General features: G+C 50.2%; 19 protein-coding genes and 1 other RNA gene. All 20 read left to right on the forward strand.

Features of this window, described 5'->3' with window-relative positions:
• Positions 1 to 5 precede the first annotated feature (5 nt).
• Positions 6 to 872, forward strand: a complete 867-nt coding sequence (gene rsmI / locus I3X05_RS02085) for a 16S rRNA (cytidine(1402)-2'-O)-methyltransferase (RefSeq protein ID WP_193187808.1) — start codon at positions 6 to 8, stop codon at positions 870 to 872.
• Between the two features lie 105 nt (positions 873 to 977).
• Positions 978 to 1,423, forward strand: an RNA gene (gene rnpB / locus I3X05_RS02090) — RNase P RNA component class A.
• 182 nt (positions 1,424 to 1,605) lie between these two features.
• The gene (rsmH, locus tag I3X05_RS02095) at positions 1,606 to 2,556 is read left to right on the forward strand and encodes a 16S rRNA (cytosine(1402)-N(4))-methyltransferase RsmH (RefSeq protein ID WP_045569885.1); all 951 of its coding nucleotides are present in this window, start codon (positions 1,606 to 1,608) and stop codon (positions 2,554 to 2,556) included.
• Positions 2,557 to 2,559: 3 nt separating this feature from the next.
• Positions 2,560 to 2,877, forward strand: coding sequence for a cell division protein FtsL (ftsL, locus tag I3X05_RS02100; RefSeq protein WP_045569886.1), 318 nt, complete (start codon positions 2,560 to 2,562; stop codon positions 2,875 to 2,877).
• Positions 2,874 to 4,604, forward strand: coding sequence for a penicillin-binding transpeptidase domain-containing protein (locus I3X05_RS02105; protein ID WP_045569887.1), 1,731 nt, complete (start codon positions 2,874 to 2,876; stop codon positions 4,602 to 4,604). The genes ftsL and I3X05_RS02105 overlap by 4 nt, the downstream gene beginning before the upstream one ends.
• Positions 4,605 to 4,639: 35 nt before the next feature.
• The gene (murE, locus tag I3X05_RS02110; protein WP_337970932.1) at positions 4,640 to 6,124 is read left to right on the forward strand and encodes a UDP-N-acetylmuramoyl-L-alanyl-D-glutamate--2,6-diaminopimelate ligase; all 1,485 of its coding nucleotides are present in this window, start codon (positions 4,640 to 4,642) and stop codon (positions 6,122 to 6,124) included.
• Entirely contained in the window at positions 6,118 to 7,479 is a 1,362-nt protein-coding gene (locus I3X05_RS02115) for a UDP-N-acetylmuramoyl-tripeptide--D-alanyl-D-alanine ligase (protein WP_193166844.1), read from the forward strand. The genes murE and I3X05_RS02115 overlap by 7 nt, the downstream gene beginning before the upstream one ends.
• Positions 7,476 to 8,558: a phospho-N-acetylmuramoyl-pentapeptide-transferase gene (gene mraY / locus I3X05_RS02120; protein WP_039423983.1), complete on the forward strand. Its 1,083-nt coding sequence runs from the start codon at positions 7,476 to 7,478 to the stop codon at positions 8,556 to 8,558. Before I3X05_RS02115 ends, mraY begins: the two co-directional genes overlap by 4 nt.
• Positions 8,559 to 8,594: 36 nt before the next feature.
• Entirely contained in the window at positions 8,595 to 9,908 is a 1,314-nt protein-coding gene (gene murD, locus I3X05_RS02125; RefSeq protein WP_045569890.1) for a UDP-N-acetylmuramoyl-L-alanine--D-glutamate ligase, read from the forward strand.
• A 15-nt stretch (positions 9,909 to 9,923) separates the two neighbouring features.
• Positions 9,924 to 11,126: a cell division protein FtsW gene (gene ftsW, locus I3X05_RS02130; RefSeq protein WP_045569891.1), complete on the forward strand. Its 1,203-nt coding sequence runs from the start codon at positions 9,924 to 9,926 to the stop codon at positions 11,124 to 11,126.
• Entirely contained in the window at positions 11,113 to 12,180 is a 1,068-nt protein-coding gene (gene murG / locus I3X05_RS02135; RefSeq protein WP_045569892.1) for an undecaprenyldiphospho-muramoylpentapeptide beta-N-acetylglucosaminyltransferase, read from the forward strand. The genes ftsW and murG overlap by 14 nt, the downstream gene beginning before the upstream one ends.
• A 13-nt stretch (positions 12,181 to 12,193) precedes the next feature.
• Entirely contained in the window at positions 12,194 to 13,657 is a 1,464-nt protein-coding gene (gene murC / locus I3X05_RS02140; protein ID WP_045569893.1) for a UDP-N-acetylmuramate--L-alanine ligase, read from the forward strand.
• 198 nt (positions 13,658 to 13,855) lie between these two features.
• Positions 13,856 to 14,632: a cell division protein FtsQ/DivIB gene (locus I3X05_RS02145; RefSeq protein WP_045569975.1), complete on the forward strand. Its 777-nt coding sequence runs from the start codon at positions 13,856 to 13,858 to the stop codon at positions 14,630 to 14,632.
• Positions 14,625 to 15,887, forward strand: coding sequence for a cell division protein FtsA (ftsA, locus tag I3X05_RS02150; RefSeq protein ID WP_045569894.1), 1,263 nt, complete (start codon positions 14,625 to 14,627; stop codon positions 15,885 to 15,887). Before I3X05_RS02145 ends, ftsA begins: the two co-directional genes overlap by 8 nt.
• Before the next feature lie 32 nt (positions 15,888 to 15,919).
• Positions 15,920 to 17,116 carry a cell division protein FtsZ gene (gene ftsZ / locus I3X05_RS02155; protein ID WP_045569895.1) on the forward strand — a complete coding sequence of 399 codons (1,197 nt, stop codon included), beginning with the start codon at positions 15,920 to 15,922 and terminating at the stop codon, positions 17,114 to 17,116.
• Positions 17,117 to 17,214: 98 nt separating this feature from the next.
• A complete protein-coding gene (gene lpxC, locus I3X05_RS02160) occupies positions 17,215 to 18,132 on the forward strand; it encodes a UDP-3-O-acyl-N-acetylglucosamine deacetylase (RefSeq protein WP_039424002.1) in 918 nt (305 codons plus the stop codon).
• A 661-nt stretch (positions 18,133 to 18,793) separates the two neighbouring features.
• Positions 18,794 to 21,517, forward strand: coding sequence for a preprotein translocase subunit SecA (gene secA / locus I3X05_RS02165; RefSeq protein WP_045569896.1), 2,724 nt, complete (start codon positions 18,794 to 18,796; stop codon positions 21,515 to 21,517).
• A gap of 106 nt (positions 21,518 to 21,623) precedes the next feature.
• Positions 21,624 to 22,022, forward strand: coding sequence for an 8-oxo-dGTP diphosphatase MutT (gene mutT / locus I3X05_RS02170; protein ID WP_045569897.1), 399 nt, complete (start codon positions 21,624 to 21,626; stop codon positions 22,020 to 22,022).
• Between the two features lie 93 nt (positions 22,023 to 22,115).
• Positions 22,116 to 22,925: a 4-hydroxy-tetrahydrodipicolinate reductase gene (dapB, locus tag I3X05_RS02175; protein ID WP_045569898.1), complete on the forward strand. Its 810-nt coding sequence runs from the start codon at positions 22,116 to 22,118 to the stop codon at positions 22,923 to 22,925.
• A gap of 482 nt (positions 22,926 to 23,407) precedes the next feature.
• Positions 23,408 to 24,547 carry a glutamine-hydrolyzing carbamoyl-phosphate synthase small subunit gene (gene carA, locus I3X05_RS02180; RefSeq protein ID WP_045569899.1) on the forward strand — a complete coding sequence of 380 codons (1,140 nt, stop codon included), beginning with the start codon at positions 23,408 to 23,410 and terminating at the stop codon, positions 24,545 to 24,547.
• Positions 24,548 to 24,550 lie beyond the last annotated feature (3 nt).

The raw sequence follows: 24,550 nt of genomic DNA on the forward strand, positions 1-24,550 counted from the left end.
AACAAATGACAGATAAAAATAACTTACCCGCCACGGGTGCCACCCTCTACATTGTTCCTACTCCAATTGGGAACTTGGGGGACATCACCCATCGCGCCATCGAAGTACTATCAACGGTCGATCTCATCGCGGCCGAAGATACTCGTCACACAGGTAAATTGTTGTCTCACTTCAATATTCAAACCAAAACTTTTGCCTTACATGATCACAATGAACAGCAAAAAGCACAGGTGCTGGTCGATAAACTGCTCGCTGGGCAAAACATCGCTTTGGTCTCTGATGCAGGGACGCCGCTGATCAGTGATCCAGGGTACCATCTGGTTTCCCAATGTCGTCAGGCTGGCGTTAAAGTTGTGCCGTTACCTGGCCCTTGCGCGGTCATTACCGCTTTGTCTGCATCGGGCTTACCTTCGGATCGATTCAGTTTCGAAGGCTTCCTACCTGCCAAAAGTAAAGGCCGTAAGGATAAATTGCTTGAGATTGCAAAGGTAGAGCGTACCTGTATTTTTTATGAGTCACCACACCGAATCATCGACTCACTGCACGATATGCTGGAAATTCTTGGGCCAAATCGTGAAGTGGTGCTGGCGCGGGAACTGACCAAAACCTTTGAAACTATCCAAGGAATGCCGTTGGGTGAGCTAGTCGACTGGGTGAAAAGCGATGAAAACCAGCAGAAAGGCGAAATGGCGTTATTGATTCATGGTTATCGTGACAGTGCAGAAGATGCTCTGCCGGAAGAAGCGCTGCGCGCGTTGACCATCTTAGTTAAAGAGTTGCCGCTCAAACGTGCCGCTGCCATGGTCGCGGAAATTTACAACGTGAAGAAAAATGCCTTGTACAAATGGGGTTTGGAAAACCTCGACCAGTAATGGTTCGCGTATGTAGGCGAGTTGATTGTGCAAATGAGCGCTAATTTGCGCCGATAATGTGATCTGACTAGACACCTTGGTGAGAAGGCTATACAATCCGCCCTCGGAGCTGACTGGGTAGTCGCTGCTTTGTTGATGTCCTTCGGGAGACTGACGTTGAGGTCCTTTAGGAAACTGACGTTGACGTCCTTCGGGAGACTGACAAAGGGGAGGAAAGTCCGGGCTTCATAGAGCAAGGTGCCAGGTAACGCCTGGGGGGCGCAAGCCTACGACAAGTGCAGCAGAGAGAAGACCGCCGATGGCTTTTTTTTTCGTTAGAGAAAAGGGGATCAGGTAAGGGTGAAAGGGTGCGGTAAGAGCGCACCGGACGACTAGTAATAGTTCGTAGCAGGGTAAACTCCACCTGAAGCAAGACCAAATAGGCCTCCACATTGCGTTGCTCGCGTAAGGAGGCGGGTAGGTTGCTCGAGCCAGTGAGTGATTGCTGGCCTAGACGAATGGCTACCGCCGCGCAAGCGGAACAGAACCCGGCTTATGTGTCGGCTCCACCTCTTTAAACCCATCATTACTTGTTAATGATGGGTTTTTTGCTTTTTATTGACGTATTTTATTCACCAACCCATAAACTTGGCGCTATATCACGCCTAGGCCCAGTCTAGTAGTGGCACTGGTGATGGAAATCAGTACACTAATGATTCGCCGTCCAAGGCTTAGCTTATTCAACGAGAAGACCATGACCAACACATTCCAGCACATCTCCGTATTACTCAATGAATCGATCGACGGCTTAGCGATCAAGCCAGACGGGATTTACATTGATGGAACGTTTGGCCGCGGTGGTCACAGTCGGACAATTTTGTCGCGCTTGGGCGAAAATGGCCGCCTTTACAGTATTGATCGCGACCCACAGGCGATTGCTGAAGCGGGAAAAATTGACGATCCACGTTTCACCATTATCCATGGCCCATTTTCTGGCATGGCCAAGTACGCTGAGCAGTACGGTTTAGTCGGCAAGGTGGATGGTGTTTTACTCGATTTAGGCGTTTCTTCCCCCCAGTTGGATGACGCTGAACGCGGCTTTAGCTTTATGAAAGATGGCCCACTCGACATGCGCATGGATCCCACGTCGGGCATTCCAGTCTCGCAGTGGTTGCTTGAAGCGGATCTTGATGACATCACGTGGGTGATCCGCGAGTTCGGCGAAGACAAACATGCCCGCCGCATCGCCAAAGCGATCGTCGCTCATCGGGAAAATGAAGAGAAAGAGCCGCTCACACGTACGTCACATCTGGCCAAATTGATCTCTGAAGCGGCGCCAAAAAGTTTCAAAGAGAAAAAACACCCAGCGACGCGCACATTCCAAGCTTTTCGCATCTACATCAACAGTGAATTGGAAGAGATCGACACCGCATTAAAAGGCGCAGCATCGATCTTGGCTCCACAAGGGCGTTTGTCGGTCATCAGCTTTCATTCGCTGGAAGATCGCATGGTGAAACGTTTCATGCGTAAAGAGAGCAAAGGGCCAGAAGTGCCTTATGGGATCCCCCTGACCGAAGCGCAAATTCAAGCGTTAGGTTCGGCCAATATGAAAACGGTTGGCAAAGCGATTATGCCAACGGAAGCGGAAATTGAGATGAACCCTCGTTCGCGCAGTTCGGTTCTTCGTATTGCTGAAAAACTCTGATTCATGGCCAAGCGCACGCCCAATCTCGCCAAATTAATTTTACTCGACTTACTCACTGTAGGTCGGGTGACACTTTTGCTGCTGCTGTGCATTTTTGCCACGGCAATGGCCGTGGTCTTTGCCACGCACCACACTCGTCAAGCGATCACCTTTAAAGATCAAACCTTGCAAGAGCGTGAACATCTCGACAGTGAGTGGCGTAACTTAATGCTGGAAGAGACGGCACTGGCTGAGCACAGCCGAGTACAGGAACTGGCGAAGAAAGAGTTGGAAATGCGCCGTCCGGATGGTGACAAAGAAGTGGTGATCAATCTGAAATGATGGCGAAAAAGAGCAAAAGTAAACTTCAGTCGTCAGAGAGAGAGCAAGCGAGCCCGGTACTGATCCGTTGGCGCTTCCATCTGGTGCTGTTTTTTGTCTTCTTGGCGTTTGCAGCCTTGGTGGCGCGTTTGGCGCTGATCCAGGTGGTGGAGCCTGATAACCTGATTCGTGAAGGGGACTTGCGTTCGATTCGCGTCAAAGCGCTGCCTTCTGCGCGAGGGATCATTTCGGATAGGAATGGAGAGCCGCTGGCGGTGAGTGTCCCGGTGGAAGCCGTGTGGGCCGATCCGGTGACCATTTTCAAAGAAAACGGCTTGGATAACCCGCAGCGATGGTATGCCTTAGCGGATGTACTCGGGCTTGAGCGTGACGAATTGATCGAGCGAATTCACCGCAATGAAACTCGGCGCTTTATCTACTTGCAGCGTCAAGTCAGCCCTGCGATGGCCAACTATATTCGCGAGCTGAAATTGCCGGGCGTGGGGCTGAAAGAGGAGTCTCGTCGCTATTATCCCGCCGGAGAAGTGAGTGCGCACCTAGTGGGCGTGACTGGTATTGACGGCCACGGTTTGGAAGGGGTTGAGCGCAGTTACGACAATTGGCTGACGGGCGAAGCGGGGAAACAGACCATCCGTAAAGATCGCTATGGCCGTGTGGTGGAAAACATCGCGCTGGAAGAGCGTCAAGAAGGCAAACCGCTCAATCTGACCATCGATCAACGTTTGCAAGCAATCGCCTATCGCGCCATCAAACAGGCGGTGGCGGATCATCGCGCGACGTCGGGGTCTGCAGTCATGTTAGATGTCAAAACAGGCGCGGTACTGGCGATGGTCAACGCCCCATCTTACAACCCCAATAACCGCAGTGACTGGCAAAGCTATAAAATGCGCAACCGCGTGATTACCGACTCCTTAGAGCCTGGCTCGACCATCAAACCGTTTGTTATTCTCGCGGCACTGGAAAACGGCGTTGCGACTAAAGATACCGTAATTGATACGGGCAACGGCATTTTGCAAGTAGGAGGCAGCCGAGTACGTGATGTCTCGAAAGTCGGTAAGGCTAATCTCACAGAAATTCTCAAAAAATCCAGTAATATCGGCGTGACGAAACTGTCGATGGAGATGCCGATTGAAGCGCTACTTGGAATGTATAACTCGGTCGGTTTAGGTGAACTGTCCGGGCTGAACTTAGTGGGGGAAGTGACGGGTATTTTCCCCACGCGTACTCGCTGGTCACCGATTGAACGCGCTACGCTCGCTTTTGGCTATGGCTTGTCTGTGACACCAATCCAGTTGGCGCACGCCTATGCCACTTTAGGTAACGAAGGCAAATATGAGCCGATCCACATTATCGAAAGTCATGAACGCGACATGGCCAAGCAGGTGGTGTCGCAAAAGCATGCGCGAGAAGTGCTTAATATGTTGGAAACCGTGACGCAAAAAGGCGGCTCAGCTCGTCGTGCGGCTGTACCCGGCTATCGGGTCGGGGCGAAAACCGGAACCTCGCGCAAAGCGAGCGCGGGTGGATACAGTGATGAGTACATCACCTATACCGCCGGCGTTGCGCCAGTGAGCGATCCGCGCATTGCGCTGGTGGTGGTGGTGAACGAGCCGCAGGGCGATGATTACTACGGTGGCTCGGTCGCTTCGCCAGTCTTTTCCGAAATTATGAAAGGGGCGCTGCAAATCTTAAATGTCGCTCCAGATGAAAACCAGTTCCAGAATTAACTTGATACCTGAGCTTAGCTCGGAGAATTGAAACCATGACAACATCCATCAGTTTGGCCAGCTTGTTATCGCCTTGGGCGATTTATCCAGAGCTCAACGCCGTAACGGTCACTTCCCTTGAGTTGGACAGTCGCAAGATTCGTGCAGGGGATACCTTCGTGGCAATGATTGGCCAGCAAACCGACGGTCGCCGTTTTATCGATACCGCCATCGCCAATGGTGCCAATGCGGTGATCGCCAGTGCTTGCTCTCAACATTCGCACGCCAGTTTGGAGTACCGAGGGGATGTGCCCGTGGTGTATGTCGAGCAGCTCGACATGCAGCTTTCGGCCATTGCCGGGAAACTCTATCCGCATCCGCAGATGCGCTTGATTGGCGTGACGGGCACCAACGGTAAAACCACCATCACGCAATTGATCGCCCAGTGGCTGCAACTGCTCGGTGAGTCGGCGGCAGTGATGGGGACGACAGGCAATGGTTTTCTGCATAACTTGCAGCCCGCCGCCAATACCACAGGTAGCGCTGTCGAAGTGCAGAAAACGTTGGCGACGCTAGCGCAGCAAGGCGCACAAACCACCGCGTTGGAAGTCTCTTCTCACGGCTTAGTGCAAGGGCGAGTGAAAGATCTCAACTTTGCCGCAGGCGTGTTTACTAACTTAAGTCGTGACCACCTCGATTACCACGGCACGATGGAGGCTTATGCACAGGCCAAAATGAGCCTGTTTACTGAACATCAATGCCAGCAAGCGATCATCAATGTCGATGATCCGATTGGTGCTCAATGGTTTGCCGAGCTTGAGCGCGGTATTGCTGTCTCGCTGCAGCCACAAACGTCCGCAGAGCGCACCCTTTGGGCAACGCGTGTCGACTACGCGCAAAGCGGCATCACGCTTGAGTTTGATGGCTGTTTCGGTACTGGCCGTTTTCAAGCGCCGCTGATCGGCGAATTCAATGCCACCAATTTGATGTTGGCACTGGCCACCTTGCTCAGTCTCGGCTTTGATAAACAAGCGCTGCTCGATAGTGCGGCCCAATTGCAACCCGTGCTTGGTCGTATGGAGCTTTTCCAAGCTCCGGGCCGAGCAAAAGTGGTGGTGGATTATGCTCACACGCCCGACGCTCTGGAAAAAGCCTTGCAAGCGCTGCGCGTACATTGTCAGGGTAAGCTGTGGGCCATTTTTGGCTGCGGTGGTGACCGAGACAAAGGCAAACGGCCGATGATGGCGGAAATCGCCGAGCGGCTCGGGGATTGTGTGATCCTCACCGATGACAATCCACGCAGTGAAGATGCCTCGCAGATCATCGCCGATATGTTAGCCGGTCTTGCCTCGCCGCAGTTGGCCGTTGTGGAGCATGATCGCTTCAAAGCGCTGCAACACGCCTTGCAGCATGCCCATGCCGACGACATCATTTTATTGGCGGGCAAAGGGCACGAAGATTACCAAGTGTTATCCCATCAGACGATTCACTATTCTGATCGTGAATCGGCGCAGCAACTTTTAGGAATTCAGCCATGCTAGACACCACGCTTAGCCATTTGGCTCAGCTCACTGAGGGCCAGCTTATCGGTGAGGATGCTCTTTTTTCCAGTGTTTCCACCGACACCCGTCAGATTGAAAAAGGGGCGCTGTTTGTTGCCTTAGTGGGAGATCGTTTCGACGCGCACCATTTTTGCCAGCAAGCGTTGCAGGCTGGCGCAAGTGCTTTATTAGTGCAACGCGCGCTTGATCTGCCTGTTGCGCAAGTGGTTGTCCAAGACACGAAACTGGCGCTCGGCCAGTTAGCGGCCGATGTGCATCAGCGCTGCCAGACGGCGACGGTGGCGATCACCGGAAGCTGCGGGAAAACCACCGTCAAAGAGATGACCGCCAGTATTTTGCAGCAAAAAGGCAAGGTGCTGTTTACCGCCGGTAATTTTAACAACGACATCGGCGTGCCGCTTACGCTGCTGCGCTCACAAGAAGATGATGACTACGCGGTGATTGAGCTGGGTGCCAACCACATTGGCGAGATTGCTTACACCACCCGTTTAGTCAAACCGCAAATTGCCCTGGTCAATAACGTGGCGGCCGCGCATCTGGAAGGCTTTGGCTCGATTGACGGAGTGAAAAAAGCGAAAGGTGAAATCTATCAAGGGCTTGCTGCCGGCGATGTGGCAGTGGTCAACCTAGATAGTAACGGCGGAGACGCATGGCAATCGGTGTTGGCCGATAAAAAAGTCGTGACCTTCTCGGCGCACGATCCAAATGCCGACTTTTATGCCTCTGACGTTTATCTTAATGAAGAGGGCCTAGCAAAGTTTGTTTTGCACACGCCACAGCAAGCTTGGCCTATCTCGCTGGGGATCATTGGTCAGCATAACGTCAGTAATGCGATTGCGGCTTCGATCATCGCGCTGCATTTTGGTGCGAGTAAGGAAGAAATTCAGGCAGGGCTGCGCAATTTGATGCCCGTAAAAGGCCGCGTGGATGTCCAACGTCTCACCGATAAGATTAAACTGATCGATGACAGCTATAATGCTAGCGTCCCAGCAATGAAAGCCGCCGTGGATCTTTTGGGGAGCTTTTCAGGTACGCGCTGGCTAATTTTAGGCTACATGGCCGAATTGGGGGATGAAAGTCTTGCACTTCATCGTCAAGTCGGTGAACATGCTGCCCCATTTGGTTTTGAGCACGTTCTTACTTTTGGTGAGGACACAAGAATGATTAGCGATCTGTGTCAGGGGCTTCACTTCGCTGACCATAGCGCCATGATCGATTATATCAAGCAGCATCTCGCTTCTGACACCGAATCGAGCCATACCTTATTGGTAAAAGGGGCGAACTCGGCTGGCATGAGTAACGTTGTGGCTGCTTTGAAGGAGAACTTTAAATGATTATTTGGCTTGCCGAGCTGCTACAGCCATATTTTTCTTTCTTCCGCTTGTTTGAATACTTGTCGTTTCGCGCCATCTTAAGTGTCCTAACGGCGCTTGGCCTCTCGCTTTGGATGGGGCCTAAGATGATCAAACGGCTGCAACTGCTGCAAATTGGTCAAGTGGTGCGCAATGAGGGGCCGGAGTCCCATTTCAGTAAGCGTGGTACCCCGACCATGGGCGGCATCATGATCCTAACGGCAATCACGGTTACCGTATTGCTGTGGGCGAACCTCTCGAACCCCTATGTGTGGGCGGTGCTGGCTGTGTTGCTTGGTTATGGCGCAGTTGGCTTTGCCGACGATTATCGTAAAGTGGTGCGCAAAAACACCGATGGCCTGATTGCTCGCTGGAAGTATTTCTGGCAGTCGGCGATTGCGCTCGTTGTGGCGTTTGCTCTGTACGCGTATGGCAAAGACACCGCTGCCACTCAGTTAGTGGTGCCTTTTTTCAAAGATGTGATGCCGCAGCTTGGCTTAATGTACGTTATCCTCACCTATTTTGTGATTGTCGGAACCGGAAACGCGGTCAATTTGACCGACGGATTAGATGGTTTGGCCATCATGCCAACTGTACTGGTATCGGCCGGGTTTGCCGTGATTGCCTGGGCGACTGGCAACGTCAACTTCGCTCAATATCTGCATATTCCGTATCTGCCGCATGCTTCTGAGCTGGTGGTGGTGTGTACCGCGATGGTGGGCGCCGGGCTGGGCTTTCTGTGGTTTAACACTTACCCAGCCCAAGTATTTATGGGTGATGTCGGCTCGTTAGCGCTTGGTGGTGCACTGGGCACCATCGCCGTGTTGGTGCGTCAAGAGCTGGTGTTGGTGATCATGGGCGGCGTGTTTGTGATGGAAACCCTGTCGGTCATTCTTCAGGTTGGCTCATACAAGTTACGTGGCCAGCGCATTTTCCGCATGGCACCGATTCACCATCACTACGAATTAAAAGGTTGGCCAGAACCGCGCGTGATCGTGCGCTTTTGGATCATCTCTATTGTTTTGGTCTTGATTGGTCTTGCGACGCTGAAAGTGCGTTAAGCGCCGTCTCGCCGCACAATTACAGTGTGAAAGAATATGGAACGTTGGCAATCGATAAAAAATGTGGTGGTCGTAGGGCTCGGAATAACCGGGCTCTCTGTCGTTAAACACCTGAGAAAAACACAACCTCAGTTGCAGCTTAAGGTGATGGATACTCGCCCGACGCCGCCGGGCGCAGACAAACTGCCAGCAGGCATTGAGCTACATACGGGTGGCTGGAATGACGCTTGGCTTAGCCAAGCCGATCTGGTGGTCACCAATCCCGGAATCGCTTTAGCAACCCCACAGATTCAGGCCGTGCTTGCGAAAGGTACGCCTGTGGTTGGTGACATTGAGCTGTTTGCCTGGGCGGCAGACAAGCCAGTGTTGGCGATTACCGGCTCCAACGGCAAAAGCACCGTTACCGACCTGTGTGGTGTGATGGCCAATGCCTGCGGGGTAAAAGCAGCCATCGGTGGCAACATTGGTGTACCTGCTCTTGATTTGTTGCAGCAAGAGGTCGAACTCTACGTGCTGGAGTTGTCGAGTTTTCAGCTGGAAACCACCGCCAGTTTGTCACTGGTGGCGGCGGCGTTTCTCAATCTTTCCGAAGATCACATGGATCGCTATCAGGGCATGGACGACTATCGCCAAGCCAAACTGCGCATTTTCCAACACGCGCAAACCGCCATCGTCAATCGTGATGATGTGCAAACTTATCCGCTCTCGCCGATGCCATTGATCTCGTTTGGCTCTGATGCAGAAGAATTTGGCTTAATCACTTGGCAAGGTCAGTCATGGTTGGCGCAAAACGGTCAGCCCATCTTGCCAAGCAGCGAGTTAAAACTGGTGGGTCAGCATAACGTGGCGAACGTGTTGGTCGTGCTAGCCCTACTAAGCGCGGCAGGAATTGATTATCGAAAAGGGCTGGAGGCGCTGAAGTCTTACACCGGGTTGACACACCGGTGTCAGGTTGTCGCCGATAATCGCGGCATTAAGTGGGTCAATGATTCGAAAGCGACTAATCTGGCCAGCACTCAAGCAGCTTTGTCGGGCTTGCACTGCACGGGCAAGCTCTATCTTTTGGTCGGTGGCGACGGCAAAGGGGCCGATTTTTCACCGTTAGCCCCTGTTTTGGCCAATTTGCCCGTCGAACTCTGCTGTTTTGGTGCGGATGGCGATAAGTTTATGCCTTTGCATCCGTCGGCCAAACGCTTTGAACGGATGGAAGATGTGATTGAGCAGATATCTGTGCAATTGCAATCGGGAGATATGGTGATGCTTTCGCCTGCCTGTGCTAGTTTTGACCAGTTCAGTAACTTTATGGCGCGCGGCGATCGATTCGCTGAACTGGCGCGCCAGTACGCATAGTAATAGGTTCACCGTTTGGTCAAGGCAGCACATTTCAGAACAACTCTGCTCGGATGGTTTGGTCACAGCGCACCAGAGGCGCTGTTTGATCGCCAACTGGTGTGGATCGCGCTCAGTTTAATGTTGATCGGGCTGGTGATGGTCACGTCGGCCTCTTTCCCGATCAGCTCGCGGCTGACGGATCAACCGTTTCACTTTATGTTTCGCCATGCCACGTTTCTTTTTCTGGCATTGGTCACGTCGGCGGTGGTGTTACAAATGCCGTTGGAAAAGTGGCAGCGCTATAGTCCGTATTTGCTTGGCCTCTCTTTCACTCTGCTCGTGGTTGTGTTGCTGGCGGGGAAATCGGTCAACGGTGCATCGCGCTGGATCCCGCTAGGGCTGTTTAACCTTCAGCCTGCGGAAGTCGCCAAACTGTCGCTGTTTATCTTTATGTCCAGTTATCTGGTGCGTAAACAAGATGAAGTGAGAGCGACTTTTTTTGGCGGCTTTATGAAACCGATCATGGTGTTTGCGGCGCTGGCGGTGTTGCTGTTAGGTCAGCCGGATCTAGGCACAGTGGTGGTGATGCTGGTGACACTGTTTGGCATGTTGTTTATTGCCGGAGCAAAGCTGAGCCAGTTTCTCGCCTTAATGGTGGCAGGCGTCAGCGCGGTCGTTGGACTTATCCTGATAGAGCCATACCGAGTGCGCCGAGTGACGTCGTTTCTTGACCCGTGGGAAGACCCGTTTGGCAGTGGCTACCAGTTAACGCAATCCTTGATGGCATTTGGCCGTGGCGAATGGTTTGGTCAGGGCTTAGGTAACTCGATTCAAAAACTTGAGTACTTGCCAGAGGCTCATACCGACTTTGTTTTTGCCGTGATGGCCGAAGAGTTGGGTTTTATTGGCGTCGTGCTGGTGTTGATGCTGATCTTCAGCCTAGTACTGAAAGCGGTATTCATTGGTAAGAAAGCCTTTGAGCATCAGTTTCAGTTTGGTGGTTATCTCGCTTTTGGTATCGGTATCTGGTTTGCCTTTCAAACCTTAATTAACGTTGGTGCGGCTGCGGGGATGGTACCAACCAAAGGCTTAACCTTGCCTTTGATCAGTTACGGTGGCTCCAGTTTGATTATTATGTCGGTGGCGGTCTCAATACTGCTGCGAATTGACCATGAATGTCGGCTGATGCCAGCCGTGAAAAAAGCAGAGTCACAAACACAAGATGAAAAACAATAAACGACTGATGGTAATGGCCGGCGGAACAGGGGGACACGTGTTCCCGGGCTTGGCTGTTGCCAAAAAACTTCAGCAACAGGGCTGGGAAATCCGCTGGCTGGGCACGGCCGATCGAATGGAAGCTGAATTGGTGCCGAAACACGGCGTTGAGATCGATTTTATTAAAGTCAAAGGACTGCGTGGTCAAGGATGGAAGCGCCTACTGGTTGCGCCGTTTCAAATCATCAACGCTATTTTACAAGCGAAAGCGCACATCAAAGCGTGGCAGCCGGATGCGGTACTGGGGATGGGCGGCTACGTCAGTGGTCCGGGTGGCATCGCGGCCTGGCTATCCGGCATTCCAGTGGTGCTGCATGAACAAAACGCGGTGGCGGGTTTAACCAATCAATGGCTGGCAAAAATTGCTAAAAAAGTGTTCCAAGCTTTTCCAGGCGCATTTCCACAAGCTGACGTGGTCGGCAACCCGGTACGCGATGATGTGGTCGCTCTCGCTGAACCGCTACAACGCATGCAAAGCCGCCAAGGGCCAATCCGCATCTTGGTGATGGGCGGCAGTCAGGGCGCACGCATTCTCAATCAAACCATGCCTGCGGTTATGGCGACCTTAGGTAGCGGCTTTGAGATTCGCCACCAAGCTGGAAAAGGTAATGCGCAAGAGGTCGAACAAGCCTACCAACAAGCGGGCGTCAAATACGCACAAGTGAGTGAGTTTATCGACGATGTCGCCGCCGAATATGCATGGGCAGATCTGTTGGTGTGTCGCTCTGGTGCGTTGACGGTATCTGAAGTTTCTGCCGCGGGCGTGGCAGCCATTTTTATCCCGTTTATGCATAAAGATCGCCAACAGGCATTAAACGCAGATCATCTGGTCGCCTGCGGCGCAGCGAAGATGATTGAGCAACCGCAGCTTACCGTGGAAAAGCTGGTGGCGGAGATTCAGCCGCTGGATCGCAACCGCTTACTCGCGATGGCAATAAAGGCCAGAGCCGCGGCGCAGACCAACGCAGACCAAGTGGTTGCCGACGCGATCATCGCGCTGACCAATAAGAATTAAAGAGTACAGATCAATGACGATTCAACATACGCAAGATTTAGCCCAAATCCGAGCCATGGTGCCAGAGATGCGCCGTGTGAAGTCTATCCACTTCATTGGGATTGGTGGTGCGGGGATGAGCGGCATCGCGGAAGTCCTCTTGAATGAAGGCTACCAAATCACCGGCTCTGACATAGCAGAAAATGCGGTGACTGAACGTTTGGCGCAAAAAGGGGCCAAGGTATTTATCGGCCACCAAGCCAGTAATATTGACCAAGCGAGTGTCGTGGTGGTTTCAACGGCCATCAACGAGGCGAATCCAGAAGTGAAAGCCGCTCGTGAAGCGCGTATTCCGATTGTGCGCCGTGCTGAAATGCTGGCGGAGCTGATGCGTTTTCGTCATGGCATTGCGGTTGCGGGCACGCACGGTAAAACCACCACCACGGCGTTAGTGACACAAATTTACTCAGAAGCGGGGCTCGATCCGACGTTTGTCAACGGCGGATTAGTTAAAAGCGCAGGCACCAACGCGCGTTTGGGTTCAAGCCGCATCTTGATCGCCGAAGCCGATGAAAGCGATGCCTCTTTTTTGCACTTGCAGCCGATGGTCAGCATCGTCACCAATATTGAAGCCGATCATATGGACACCTATGGCGGCGATTTTGAAACATTGAAGCAGACTTTCATCGATTTTCTACACAATTTACCGTTTTACGGACAGGCGATAGTCTGCATTGATGATCCGGTGATCCGTGAGCTAATCCCAAAAATTAGCCGCCAAGTGATCACCTACGGTTTTTCATCAGACGCCGATGTGCGTATCGAAAACTATCGTCAAAACGGGCAGCAAGGCAAATTTACCGTGGTGCGTAAAGATCGCGCTAATCTGGATATCACCTTGAACATTCCGGGACGCCACAATGCCCTCAACGCTTCAGCGGCGATTGCGGTGGCAACCGAAGACGATATTAGCGATGACGCGATCTTGGCCGCAATGATTGGCACGCAAGGAACCGGTCGTCGTTTTGAGCACCTCGGCGAATTTGAAACAGGCAATGGCAGCGCCATGCTGGTGGATGACTATGGCCATCACCCGACAGAGGTCGGAGTAACGATCAACGCTGCGCGCAATGGCTGGCAGGAGAAACGCCTGGTGATGATTTTCCAGCCGCATCGCTATAGCCGCACTCGTGATCTCTATGATGACTTTGCCAACGTGCTGGAACAGGTTGATGTGCTGATTATGCTGGATGTCTATGCCGCCGGAGAAAAGCCGATCGCGGGAGCCGATGGTCGTGCGCTCTGTCGCACCATTCGCAGCCGTGGCAAATTGGATCCGATTTTCGTTCCCGACTCGGCCCTGCTTCCGTCAGTGCTTGCGAATGTACTGCAAGATGGCGATCTGGTGCTGGCACAAGGTGCAGGCGATGTTGGCAAAGTCGCTAGACATCTCGCCGCGTTGGAATTGAATATCGCGAAAATGAAATCATTGGCATAAATAGTGGGTATAAATACACAGAGCCGAACGAGGATCGCGGATTTCCGATAACTTGGTTGCGATTTCTTATTATCAGTATTTGATAGTTTATCAGAGCTCAGTATAATCCCAAGGTTAAAGTGCTTGCTTTTCGTATCGCGAATATACAGAGAGAAAAGTCTAACTAAACTCAGTCAGGAAGCGCAAACTTTGACGGAACTGACAGTCGATGACGTTGATTTTCAACGCGAAAATCGGATAAATAAAACGCCTCATATTATTGGCGCTCTGTTTTTGGCCGTCGTTGTTACGTTAATTGGCTCGATTTTATATTCAACATTAAGTTGGATGTGGGACGATCAGCGTCTACCGTTGTCAAAAATGATCCTACAAGGTGATTTGCGCTATGTGACACAAGAAAATGTGCAACGTGCGCTCGCTCGTATTGATCACATCGGCACTTTTATGTCGCAAGATGTCGATGTGTTGCAACAAAGTGTAGAAGCATTGCCTTGGGTTGCTCATGCCGCCGTTCGTAAGCAGTGGCCAGATACCGTAAAAGTGTATCTGACGGAACATAGAGCCGAAGCTATTTGGAATGGTAACGCGCTGCTTAATGAACATGGCATGGTTTTTGATGGTGATATTGCCCAATTAACAGAAGATAAAGTGAAACTTTATGGTCCAGTCGCTAGCGGTCCAGAAGTGCTCAATGTCTATCGGGAAATCAGTCCCGAATTTGCAAAATTGGATTTATCGATATCATCGTTAGTGCTCAATGATCGCAGAGCTTGGCAAATTATTCTGGATAACGGTATTCGGCTAGAGCTTGGCAAAGAATCGTTAGCGGAACGAGTAGCGAGGTTTTTCTCGCTTTACCGCCAGCTAGGTAGTCAGGCGAAGAAGGTCAGCTATGTCGACCTCAGGTATGATACGGGAGCTGCCGTTGGTTGGTTCCCAGAACAAGAGTTAGGACAAGAGAACACAGATGACTAAGACCGCGGATGATAATCTTATTGTTGGTCTTGATATAGGCACTGCAAGCGTATTAGCTCTGGTAGGTGAAATACTGCCTGATGGTCAAATCAATATCATAGGTGCGGGAAGTAGCCCGTCGCGTGGTATGGATAAAGGCGGCGTGAACGATCTTGAATCTGTGGTGAAATCGGTACAGAGGGCGATTGATCAGGCCGAATTAATGGCTGAGTGCCAAATCAGCAACGTATTTATCTCTTTGTCGGGAAAACATATTGCCAGCCGTATCGAAAAAGGTATGGGAACAATATCTGACGAAGAAGTCTCACAGGAAGATATGGATCGTGCTATACATACTGCAAAATCCATAAAAATCGGTGATGAACAGCGTATCTTGCATGTGATTCCGCAAGAGTTCACCATTGACTATCAGGAAGGTATTAAAAATCCACTGGGTTTGTCTGGGGTGAGAATGGAGGTTAGTGTACATCTGATCTCCTGTCACAGTGACATGGCGCGCAACATCATCAAAGCCGTTGAGCGTTGCGGGTTAAAAGTGGAGCAATTAGTGTTTTCAGGGCTTGCGGCAAGTAATGCGGTGATCACTGAAGACGAAAGAGAGCTCGGCGTTTGTGTGGTCGACATTGGTGCAGGCACCATGGATGTTGCCATCTGGACGGGAGGGGCGCTGCGCCACACCGAAGTGTTCTCTTACGCGGGCAACGCGGTGACTAGCGATATTGCTTTTGCATTTGGTACGCCGGTTAGCGATGCTGAAGAGATAAAAGTGAAGTATGGCTGCGCGCTGAGCGAACTGGTCAGCAAAGACGACACCGTTAACGTACCGAGTGTCGGAGGTAGACCATCGCGAAGCTTACAGCGTCAAACGCTGTCGGAAGTGATCGAGCCGCGCTACACAGAATTAATGGGTTTGGTTAACCAGACCATAGAAACGGTGCAATTAAAGCTCCGTCAGGACGGCATCAAGCACCATTTAGCAGCAGGTGTGGTCCTAACGGGCGGTGCAGCCCAAATCGAAGGATTGGTTGAATGTGCGGAACGCGTTTTCCGCAATCAAGTTCGCGTTGGTAAACCGCTGGAAGTGAGTGGTTTAACCGATTATGTAAAGGAGCCGTATCATTCCACGGCTGTTGGATTACTTCATTACGCACGTGATATGCGAGCCAGTGATGATAGTGACTACAACGAGCCCAAACGTTCGGCGGTCACTGGCTTGTTTGGCAAGCTGCGTAATTGGATACAAAAAGAGTTTTAACCTGAGAGTTGCAGGAAAAACGGAGATAACACATGTTTGAACCGATGATGGAAATGTCTGACGATGCTGTAATTAAAGTCGTTGGGGTTGGCGGTGGCGGCGGTAACGCTGTAGAGCACATGGTGCGTGAATCCATCGAAGGCGTGGAATTCATCAGCGTCAACACTGATGCACAAGCGCTTCGCAAGACGAGTGTGGGTAACGTAATCCAAATCGGTGGCAACATCACCAAAGGTTTGGGAGCAGGCGCAAATCCACAAGTAGGTCGTGACGCAGCTCTAGAAGACAAAGAAAGAATTAAAGAAGTACTCGATGGTGCCGATATGGTATTTATCGCAGCTGGTATGGGCGGTGGTACCGGAACTGGTGCAGCGCCAGTGATTGCTGAAGTCGCGAAGGAATTGGGTATTCTGACCGTTGCTGTTGTGACCAAGCCGTTTAGCTTTGAAGGTAAAAAACGTTTAGCGTTTGCAGAACAAGGCATCGACGAGCTATCGAAACACGTTGACTCGCTGATCACCATTCCAAACGAGAAATTGTTAAAGGTGCTTGGTCGTGGTGTCACCCTTTTGGAAGCTTTTGCTAGCGCGAATGACGTACTAAAAAATGCAGTTCAGGGTATCGCAGAGCTGATTACGCGCCCAGGCATGATTAACGTCGACTTTGCAGACGTACGTACAGTGATGTCTGAAATGGGTCACGCCATGATGGGTAGCGGTATCGCTAAAGGTGAAGACCGAGCAGAAGAGGCCGCTGAAATGGCGATTTCTAGCCCGCTTCTTGAAGATATCGATCTTGCTGGCGCTCGTGGTGTTCTGGTGAACATTACGGCGGGTCTGGATATGCGTCTGGATGAGTTCGAGACAGTTGGTAACACGGTCAAAGCGTTTGCTTCGGATAATGCCACTGTGGTTATCGGTACTTCTCTAGACCCAGACATGGCAGACGAAATCCGCGTTACCGTTGTAGCGACAGGCATTGGCAACGACAAGAAACCAGACATTACCTTGGTTTCTGGTGGTAAAGCCAAAGTTGCTCAACCTGTCGTCGCAGCGAAAGTGGAAGAGAAACCGGCACAGAGTATGCAGGAGAGAGCTCAGGTTGCTCCTCAGCCATCCGCGCCAGTCTCGTCTTCCCAAAACTCTGGCAGCCAGAATACGGCGCCGAAGCCAGAGAAAGAGAGCGGCTACTTGGATATTCCGGCATTTTTACGTCGTCAGGCTGATTAATACCCAAGCACAATTTGACACTGTTCAGAATTGTGGTAGCATTCACGGTCGGTGTACTATACGACCGTGTTTTGTAGCACTTTTATCGAGGCAAGCAGATGATCAGACAACGTACTCTGAAGGAAATGGTGAAAACAACTGGTGTGGGTCTCCACTCTGGTCGTAAAGTCACATTGACTCTTCGCCCTGCCGCTGCAAATACCGGTATTATTTATCGTCGTACGGATCTGAATCCGCCAGTCGATTTTCCAGCAGATCCGGCTTCGGTCCGTGACACCATGCTGTGTACCGCACTAGTGAGTGATGACGGTGTTCGCATATCAACTGTTGAACATCTAAACGCCGCACTGGCGGGAATGGGCATCGACAACGTGATCGTTGAAGTCGACGCACCTGAAATTCCCATTATGGATGGCAGCGCGAGTCCATTTGTTTATCTGCTACAGCAAGCGGGTATTGAATTCCAAAATGCGGCAAAGCGTTTTATTCGAATCAAGAAACCTGTACGTTTCGAAGATGGCGATAAATGGGCTGAGTTTGTCCCATTTAATGGCTTCCGCATGGATTTTGAGATCGACTTTAACCATCCAGCCATTGAGTCTGACGAGCAACGTTTGTTGTTTGATTTCTCTTCGCAAGGCTTTGTACGTGAAATTTCTCGTGCTCGTACCTTCGGCTTTATGCGTGACATTGAGTACCTTCAATCGCAAAACCTCGTCTTGGGTGGCAGTTTTGATAACGCTATCGTACTGGATGATTACCGCATCCTAAACGAAGAAGGCTTGCGTTTTGAGAACGAGTTTGTGACTCATAAAGTTCTAGACGCGATTGGCGATCTTTACATGTGTGGTCACGCGATTATTGGCGAGTTCCGCGCTTACAAATCAGGGCACGGTTTAAACAACCAATTGTTGCGTGCAGTACTGGCAGATCAAGAAGCGTGGGAATGGACTACCTTCGAAGAAGAAGCGGGTTCACCGGTTGCCTTTGCTGAACCAAATATGGTTTTCGCGTAAGAGCTACTCAATCGAAATAAAAAAGCCAGACACCTCGTCTGGCTTTTTGCTATTTCGCTACCTATCTATACTTTTGTTTCTATACTTTTATCTGTACTTCCATACGGACTCATTTACCTCACCGAGGTGGCGAAGTATGTTGTTCCATAGTTTGATGGTGCTACTGGCGAGCAAGGAACAAATAAATGACACGAATATTTGCCGCATGGCAATCTACTGCCGTACCTATTGGCAAAACTGAGCTCCGGGGCAGGTTGAAGTGCAGAATATCGGGTATGTGATGGCAACGTCTTCGATGGGATGCTTCACTCGAACGGTGAGATCGCATGACGAGTCACCATTAATCTGCGCAATAAATGCACTGTAAGTTGCTTATTAACTAGAGCTCAAGGAACTTTCGCTTGATTTAGGTGCTGAATCCTCCACCAATATCATTAAAAACTTCAAAGCGCTTCAAACAATTGGGGTTAACAATGGTGGTAAAAAAGAAAAATCCTTACACTAGGCAGCATTATTTCCAATTTTAGTCTTGAAAATCCTACCTGACAGTACAATATCTGAGTTACATGATTTATCTCAGTATCCTTAGTTTAAGACTGGTAGAGACTGAAGGCATTTATCGTAGATCACAGATGATCTAACAAAGAGAGATTCATAACAAATGATAACTAAGCTACTGACAAAGGTTATTGGTAGTCGCAACGATAGAACACTGCGTCGCCTTAGAAAGATTGTTAAAGAGATCAACAATTACGAGCCAACGTTTGAGGCTCTGTCTGATGAAGAATTAAAAGCAAAAACCGTTGAATTCCGCCAACGTCTTGAACAGGGCGAAACGCTTGACCAACTGCTGCCTGAGGCATTTGCGACGGTGCGCGAAGCGTCAAAACGAGTTTATGGTATGCGCCACTTTGATGTACAGCTCATTGGTGGCATGGTGCTCAATTCGGGACAAATTGCAGAAATGCGTACCGGTGAAGGTAAAACACTGACGGCGACATTACCTGCTTACCTGAATGCCCTGCCTGGAAGAGGTGTTCATATTGTTACTGTTAACGATTATCTTGCCAAGCGTGATGCTGAGACCAACCGACCACTATTTGAATTCCTAGGCATGACCGTTGGCGTCAATGTTCCTAACATGCCACATCCGGCGAAGAAAGAAGCCTATCAAGCAGACATTCTTTACGGTACTAACAACGAATTTGGTTTTGACTACCTACGTGACAACATGGCGTTTCGCAATGAAGACCGTGTGCAACGTGCGCGTTTCTTTGCGGTGGTCGATGAAGTGGACTCGATCCTGATTGATGAAGCACGTACGCCGCTGATTATTTCTGGTCCTGCGGAAGACAGTTCTGAGCTGTACACGCGGATCAATGCGCTCATTCCGCTGCTGCAAAAGCAGGACAAAGAAGACAGCGAAGAGTACCGTGGCGATGGTCACTACACCGTGGATGAGAAGTCCAAGCAAGTTCACTTGACTGAAACCGGGCAAGAGTTTGTTGAAGAGCTGATGGTGAAAAATGGCTTGATGGAAGAGGGTGATACACTGTATTCACCAACCAATATCAGCCTCTTGCATCACGTTAATGCTGCGCTTCGTGCCCATGTTCTGTTTGAGAAGAATGTCGATTACATCGTCAATGACGACGGCGAAGTGGTGATCGTTGACGAACACACCGGCCGTACTATGCCAGGTCGTCGTTGGTCTGAAGGTCTTCACCAAGCGGTTGAAGCGAAAGAAGGCGTTAAGATCCAAAACGAAAACCAGACCTTGGCTTCGATTACATTCCAGAACTACTTCCGCTTGTATGAAAAACTGTCGGGCATGACAGGTACCGCAGATACCGAGGCATTCGAATTTCAGCAAATCTATGGTTTGGAAACTGTGGTTATTCCAACCAACAAACCAATGATCCGTAACGATATGCCAGATGTGGTTTACCGCACTGAAGCGGAGAAATTTGCTGCAATCATTGAAGACATCAAAGAACGCGTTGAAAAAGGTCAACCGGTTCTGGTGGGTACGGTGTCAATCGAAAAATCAGAGCTTTTGTCCAACGCGCTGAAGAAAGCCAAGATCAAACACAACGTGTTGAACGCCAAGTTCCATGAGAAAGAAGCGGAAATCGTCGCCGAAGCAGGTAAACCAGGGGCTGTGACCATCGCGACCAACATGGCCGGACGTGGTACCGACATCGTGTTGGGTGGCAGTTGGCAAGCAAAAGTTGAACAGATGGACAACCCAAGCCAAGCGCAGATTGAGGCTATCAAAGCGGAATGGAAAATCGTTCATGACCAAGTGCTAGACGCGGGTGGCCTACACATTATTGGCACCGAACGTCATGAATCTCGTCGTATCGATAACCAGTTGCGTGGCCGTTCTGGTCGTCAAGGTGATGCTGGCTCTTCACGTTTCTATCTGTCGATGGAAGATTCCCTGTTGCGTATTTTCACCTCTGATCGCATGGCGGCCTTGATTCAAAGCGGCATGGAAGAGGGTGAAGCAATCGAATCGAAAATGTTGTCTCGCTCGATTGAAAAAGCGCAACGTAAAGTGGAAGGGCGCAACTTCGATATCCGTAAGCAATTGCTGGAATACGACGATGTGGCCAACGACCAACGTAAAGTGGTGTACGAGCTGCGCGATGAGTTGATGGGCTCTGATGACATCAGCGAAATGCTTGAGCACAATCGTGTTGATGTACTGAATAATGTGATTGATGAGTACATTCCTCCGCAATCATTGGAAGACATGTGGGATCTGCTTGGCCTGCAAGAGCGCTTGAAGAACGATTTCGACCTCGATGCGCCAGTGAAACAGTGGTTGGAGCAGGACGATAAACTGTATGAAGAAGCGCTACGCGATAAAATCATCGATCTCGCGGTAGAAGTCTACAAAGCGAAAGAAGAAGTGGTCGGTGCACAAGTGCTGCGCAACTTCGAAAAATCAGTGATGCTGCAAACGCTAGATACCTTGTGGAAAGAGCATTTGGCGGCGATGGATCACTTGCGTCAAGGGATCCATCTGCGTGGTTATGCGCAGAAGAACCCAAAACAGGAATACAAGCGTGAGTCGTTCGAGCTGTTTGAAGGTTTACTGGAAACACTTAAATCTGACGTGATTATGATCTTGTCAAAAGTGCGCGTTCAACAACAAGAAGAAGTGGAACGTATGGAAGCCCAGCGCCGAGCGCAAGCAGAAGAAGCGGCTCGCCGAGCACAAGCGCAACACGCTGCGGCAGATAACCCACTGGCAGAGGGCGATGAGCACGTTTCTCATCAACCAGCAGTGCGCGATGAGCGTAAAGTTGGACGTAACGAACCTTGTCCTTGTGGCAGTGGCAAGAAATACAAACAGTGTCATGGTCAGATCAACTGATCTTGACAATATAAGTACAAAGAGTCGCTTAGGCGGCTCTTTTTGTATCAGTGAGATATCACCCGACGATAGTAGCGGGGAACATAGAGAAAGGGGAAACGCAGCAATGAAACGAATTCATATTGTCGCAGGTATTATTTTTAATCAGGACAAAAGTGAGATTTTTATTACCAAACGACCAGATGATAAGCACAAAGGTGGCTTTTGGGAGTTTCCCGGTGGAAAAGTAAAAGTGGGTGAATCGATAGAGCAAGCACTAGCACGTGAGCTTGATGAGGAGATCGGCATTAGCGTGACTGAGCAGAGCTTGTTTGAGCACTTAGAGTACGACTATCCAGACAAGTCGTTAAAATTCGATTTTATCTGCGTACACGCCTTTGATGGTCAGCCCTACGGCAAAGAAGGCCAGCAGCATGCTTGGGTCAAAGTCACTCAGTTGAGTGACTACGCTTTTCCCGAAGCGAACGTGCCAGTGCTGCAGAGAGTATTAAAAGAGTTTGCTTAATCTCTGGTCTCCCGTTGGGATTGTTGTTAGTTTATGTCGATATTTAAACGATTTGCCGATCGGGTGGATCATGGATTAATGGAGAAAGATGCAATGGTAAGAATTGCAATTGCAGGGGCAGCGGGACGCATGGGGCGCAACCTAGTAAAAGCCGCTCATCACAACCCTTTAGCCGTGGTGAGTGCAGGCTCTGAGCGACCAGAGTCTTCACTGGTTGGTGTTGACCTGGGTGAGCTGTGCGGAGAAGGGAAATTTTCTGTATCGGTGACTGATGATCTGGCTAAGGTTATTGACCAGTTTGATGTGATTATTGATTTCACCGCGCCAGCAAGCACATTAGCCAACTTGCAGTTGTGTCAGCAGCATGGCAAAAGCATCGTCATCGGCACCACTGGGTTTAGTGAAGCGCAGCGCGAGCTGATTGACCAAGCGGCACTGCAAGTGCCTGTGGTGATGGCGCCAAACTATTCGGTTGGCGTCAATCTGGTATTCAAACTGCTGGAAAAAGCCGCCAAAGTGATGGGTGATTATTGCGATATCGAAATTGTAGAAGCGCACCACCGTCATAAAGTGGATGCCCCATCGGGCACTGCAATTGGCATGGGCGAAGCCATCGCGAATGCGATGGGCAATAAGCTGAGCGATGTGGCGGTGTACGCACGTGAAGGCATTACTGGTGAGCGTAGTCGCAATGAGATCGGCTTTGCGACGATTCGAGCGGGTGACATTGTCGGTGAGCACACTGCGATGTTTGCCGACATTGGTGAGCGTGTGGAAATTACTCACAAAGCGACTGACCGTATGACGTTTGCAAATGGGGCTGTCAAAGCGGCGGTATGGCTAAGCGCCAAACCTGCTGGTTTCTACACCATGACCGATGTGTTAGGGCTTAATGAGCTATAATTAAATAATTATGCGCCGGCACTTGCCGGCGTTTCTTTATTTCTCGTTTTTCTTCTCTTTTATCTCTCATTGATTTCTTGTCATTTTGTTGCTTGCTTTTCTTGTGGTTTTTGTTTGTATGCATTGCTTTTTGTTTGAAGTGCCCAAAATTGACATTGTTAGTTTGTCGCGCAACGTTTGCGTCAAAAACAAAAATGAAACTGTGATCTTGGATGATGTTTAAAAGGGGCGTTTCATCAAACTTACATCAAAGTGCCTTTTGTGGATTAATAAACTTATACTTTTGCGGTTAATTTGTGGCTTTTTGCTCTAACTAGTCTAAATGGCAAATATGCTTGTGACTAATTGTTGACAGAAATCACGACGATCTTTAGAATGTCGCCAATTTGTCTGATTTCCCCGAAATCTTCGGAAAGTGGTGTTAAGGAAGGCAGGTTTGCAGTTTAATTTATTATTTTTGCATTTTTATTCTGGAGGTTGTCTTGAGTAAATCAGCACTGTTAGTCCTAGAAGATGGGACAGTGTTCCGCGGAGTTTCCATTGGTGCAGATGGGTCGTCCGTTGGTGAAGTCGTTTTTAATACCTCGATGACGGGGTACCAAGAAATCCTCACTGATCCTTCCTATTCCCAACAAATCGTTACTCTTACTTATCCACACATTGGCAATACCGGCACTAACGCCGAAGACGAAGAGTCCTCTTCGATTCATGCACAAGGCCTTGTGATTCGCGATCTTCCTCTTATCGCTTCTAACTTCCGAAGTGAACGTTCTCTTTCCGATTACCTTAAGTCACAAAACATTGTCGGCATCGCTGACATCGATACGCGTAAGCTCACTCGTATCCTGCGTGAAAAAGGGGCGCAAAATGGCTGCATCATGGCCGGCGATAATCTGGATGAAGCGTTGGCTCTGGCAAAAGCGAAAGAATTCCCTGGTCTAAAAGGGATGGATCTGGCGAAAGTCGTCACGACCAAAGAAGCATACCAATGGAAACAAGGTTCATGGACACTGGAAGGTGGCCTGCCTGAAGCACAAGACGAGAGCGAACTGCCATACCACGTCGTGGCTTATGACTTCGGAGCCAAGCGTAACATCCTACGTATGTTGGTGGACCGTGGTTGCCGACTGACCGTCGTTCCGGCACAAACGTCTGCGGAAGAAGTGCTGGCGATGAATCCAGATGGCGTGTTCCTGTCAAACGGCCCTGGCGACCCTGAGCCATGTACTTATGCTATTGAAGCGACAAAGGTATTCCTAGATAAAGGTCTGCCAGTCTTCGGTATCTGTCTTGGCCACCAAATTCTGGCGCTAGCCTCTGGCGCGAAGACAGTGAAGATGAAGTTCGGTCACCACGGTGCTAACCACCCGGTTAAAGACCTGGATCGCAATGTTGTGATGATCACCTCGCAAAACCACGGTTTCGCGGCGGATGAAGCAACTCTGCCAGAGAACCTGCGTGCAACGCACAAATCTCTGTTTGATGGTTCGCTGCAAGGGATCCACCGTACGGATAAACCGGCATTCAGCTTCCAGGGACACCCTGAAGCGAGCCCTGGTCCACACGATGCGGCACCGCTATTCGACCACTTCATTGAACTGATTAAACAACACCGCGCTTAATTT

It is taken from the genome of Vibrio navarrensis (assembly GCF_015767675.1).
Taxonomy (GTDB): Bacteria; Pseudomonadota; Gammaproteobacteria; order Enterobacterales; family Vibrionaceae; genus Vibrio.

What these genes read in the sequence shown, in the direction of transcription:
- rsmI (WP_193187808.1), top strand. Translation starts at nt 6, where the DNA reads ATGACAGATAAAAATAACTTACCCGCCACGGGTGCCACCCTCTACATT.
- rsmH (WP_045569885.1), top strand. Translation starts at nt 1,606, where the DNA reads ATGACCAACACATTCCAGCACATCTCCGTATTACTCAATGAATCGATC.
- ftsL (WP_045569886.1), top strand. Translation starts at nt 2,560, where the DNA reads ATGGCCAAGCGCACGCCCAATCTCGCCAAATTAATTTTACTCGACTTA.
- I3X05_RS02105 (WP_045569887.1), top strand. Translation starts at nt 2,874, where the DNA reads ATGATGGCGAAAAAGAGCAAAAGTAAACTTCAGTCGTCAGAGAGAGAG.
- murE (WP_337970932.1), top strand. Translation starts at nt 4,640, where the DNA reads ATGACAACATCCATCAGTTTGGCCAGCTTGTTATCGCCTTGGGCGATT.
- I3X05_RS02115 (WP_193166844.1), top strand. Translation starts at nt 6,118, where the DNA reads ATGCTAGACACCACGCTTAGCCATTTGGCTCAGCTCACTGAGGGCCAG.
- mraY (WP_039423983.1), top strand. Translation starts at nt 7,476, where the DNA reads ATGATTATTTGGCTTGCCGAGCTGCTACAGCCATATTTTTCTTTCTTC.
- murD (WP_045569890.1), top strand. Translation starts at nt 8,595, where the DNA reads ATGGAACGTTGGCAATCGATAAAAAATGTGGTGGTCGTAGGGCTCGGA.
- murG (WP_045569892.1), top strand. Translation starts at nt 11,113, where the DNA reads ATGAAAAACAATAAACGACTGATGGTAATGGCCGGCGGAACAGGGGGA.
- murC (WP_045569893.1), top strand. Translation starts at nt 12,194, where the DNA reads ATGACGATTCAACATACGCAAGATTTAGCCCAAATCCGAGCCATGGTG.
- ftsA (WP_045569894.1), top strand. Translation starts at nt 14,625, where the DNA reads ATGACTAAGACCGCGGATGATAATCTTATTGTTGGTCTTGATATAGGC.
- ftsZ (WP_045569895.1), top strand. Translation starts at nt 15,920, where the DNA reads ATGTTTGAACCGATGATGGAAATGTCTGACGATGCTGTAATTAAAGTC.
- lpxC (WP_039424002.1), top strand. Translation starts at nt 17,215, where the DNA reads ATGATCAGACAACGTACTCTGAAGGAAATGGTGAAAACAACTGGTGTG.
- secA (WP_045569896.1), top strand. Translation starts at nt 18,794, where the DNA reads ATGATAACTAAGCTACTGACAAAGGTTATTGGTAGTCGCAACGATAGA.
- mutT (WP_045569897.1), top strand. Translation starts at nt 21,624, where the DNA reads ATGAAACGAATTCATATTGTCGCAGGTATTATTTTTAATCAGGACAAA.
- dapB (WP_045569898.1), top strand. Translation starts at nt 22,116, where the DNA reads ATGGTAAGAATTGCAATTGCAGGGGCAGCGGGACGCATGGGGCGCAAC.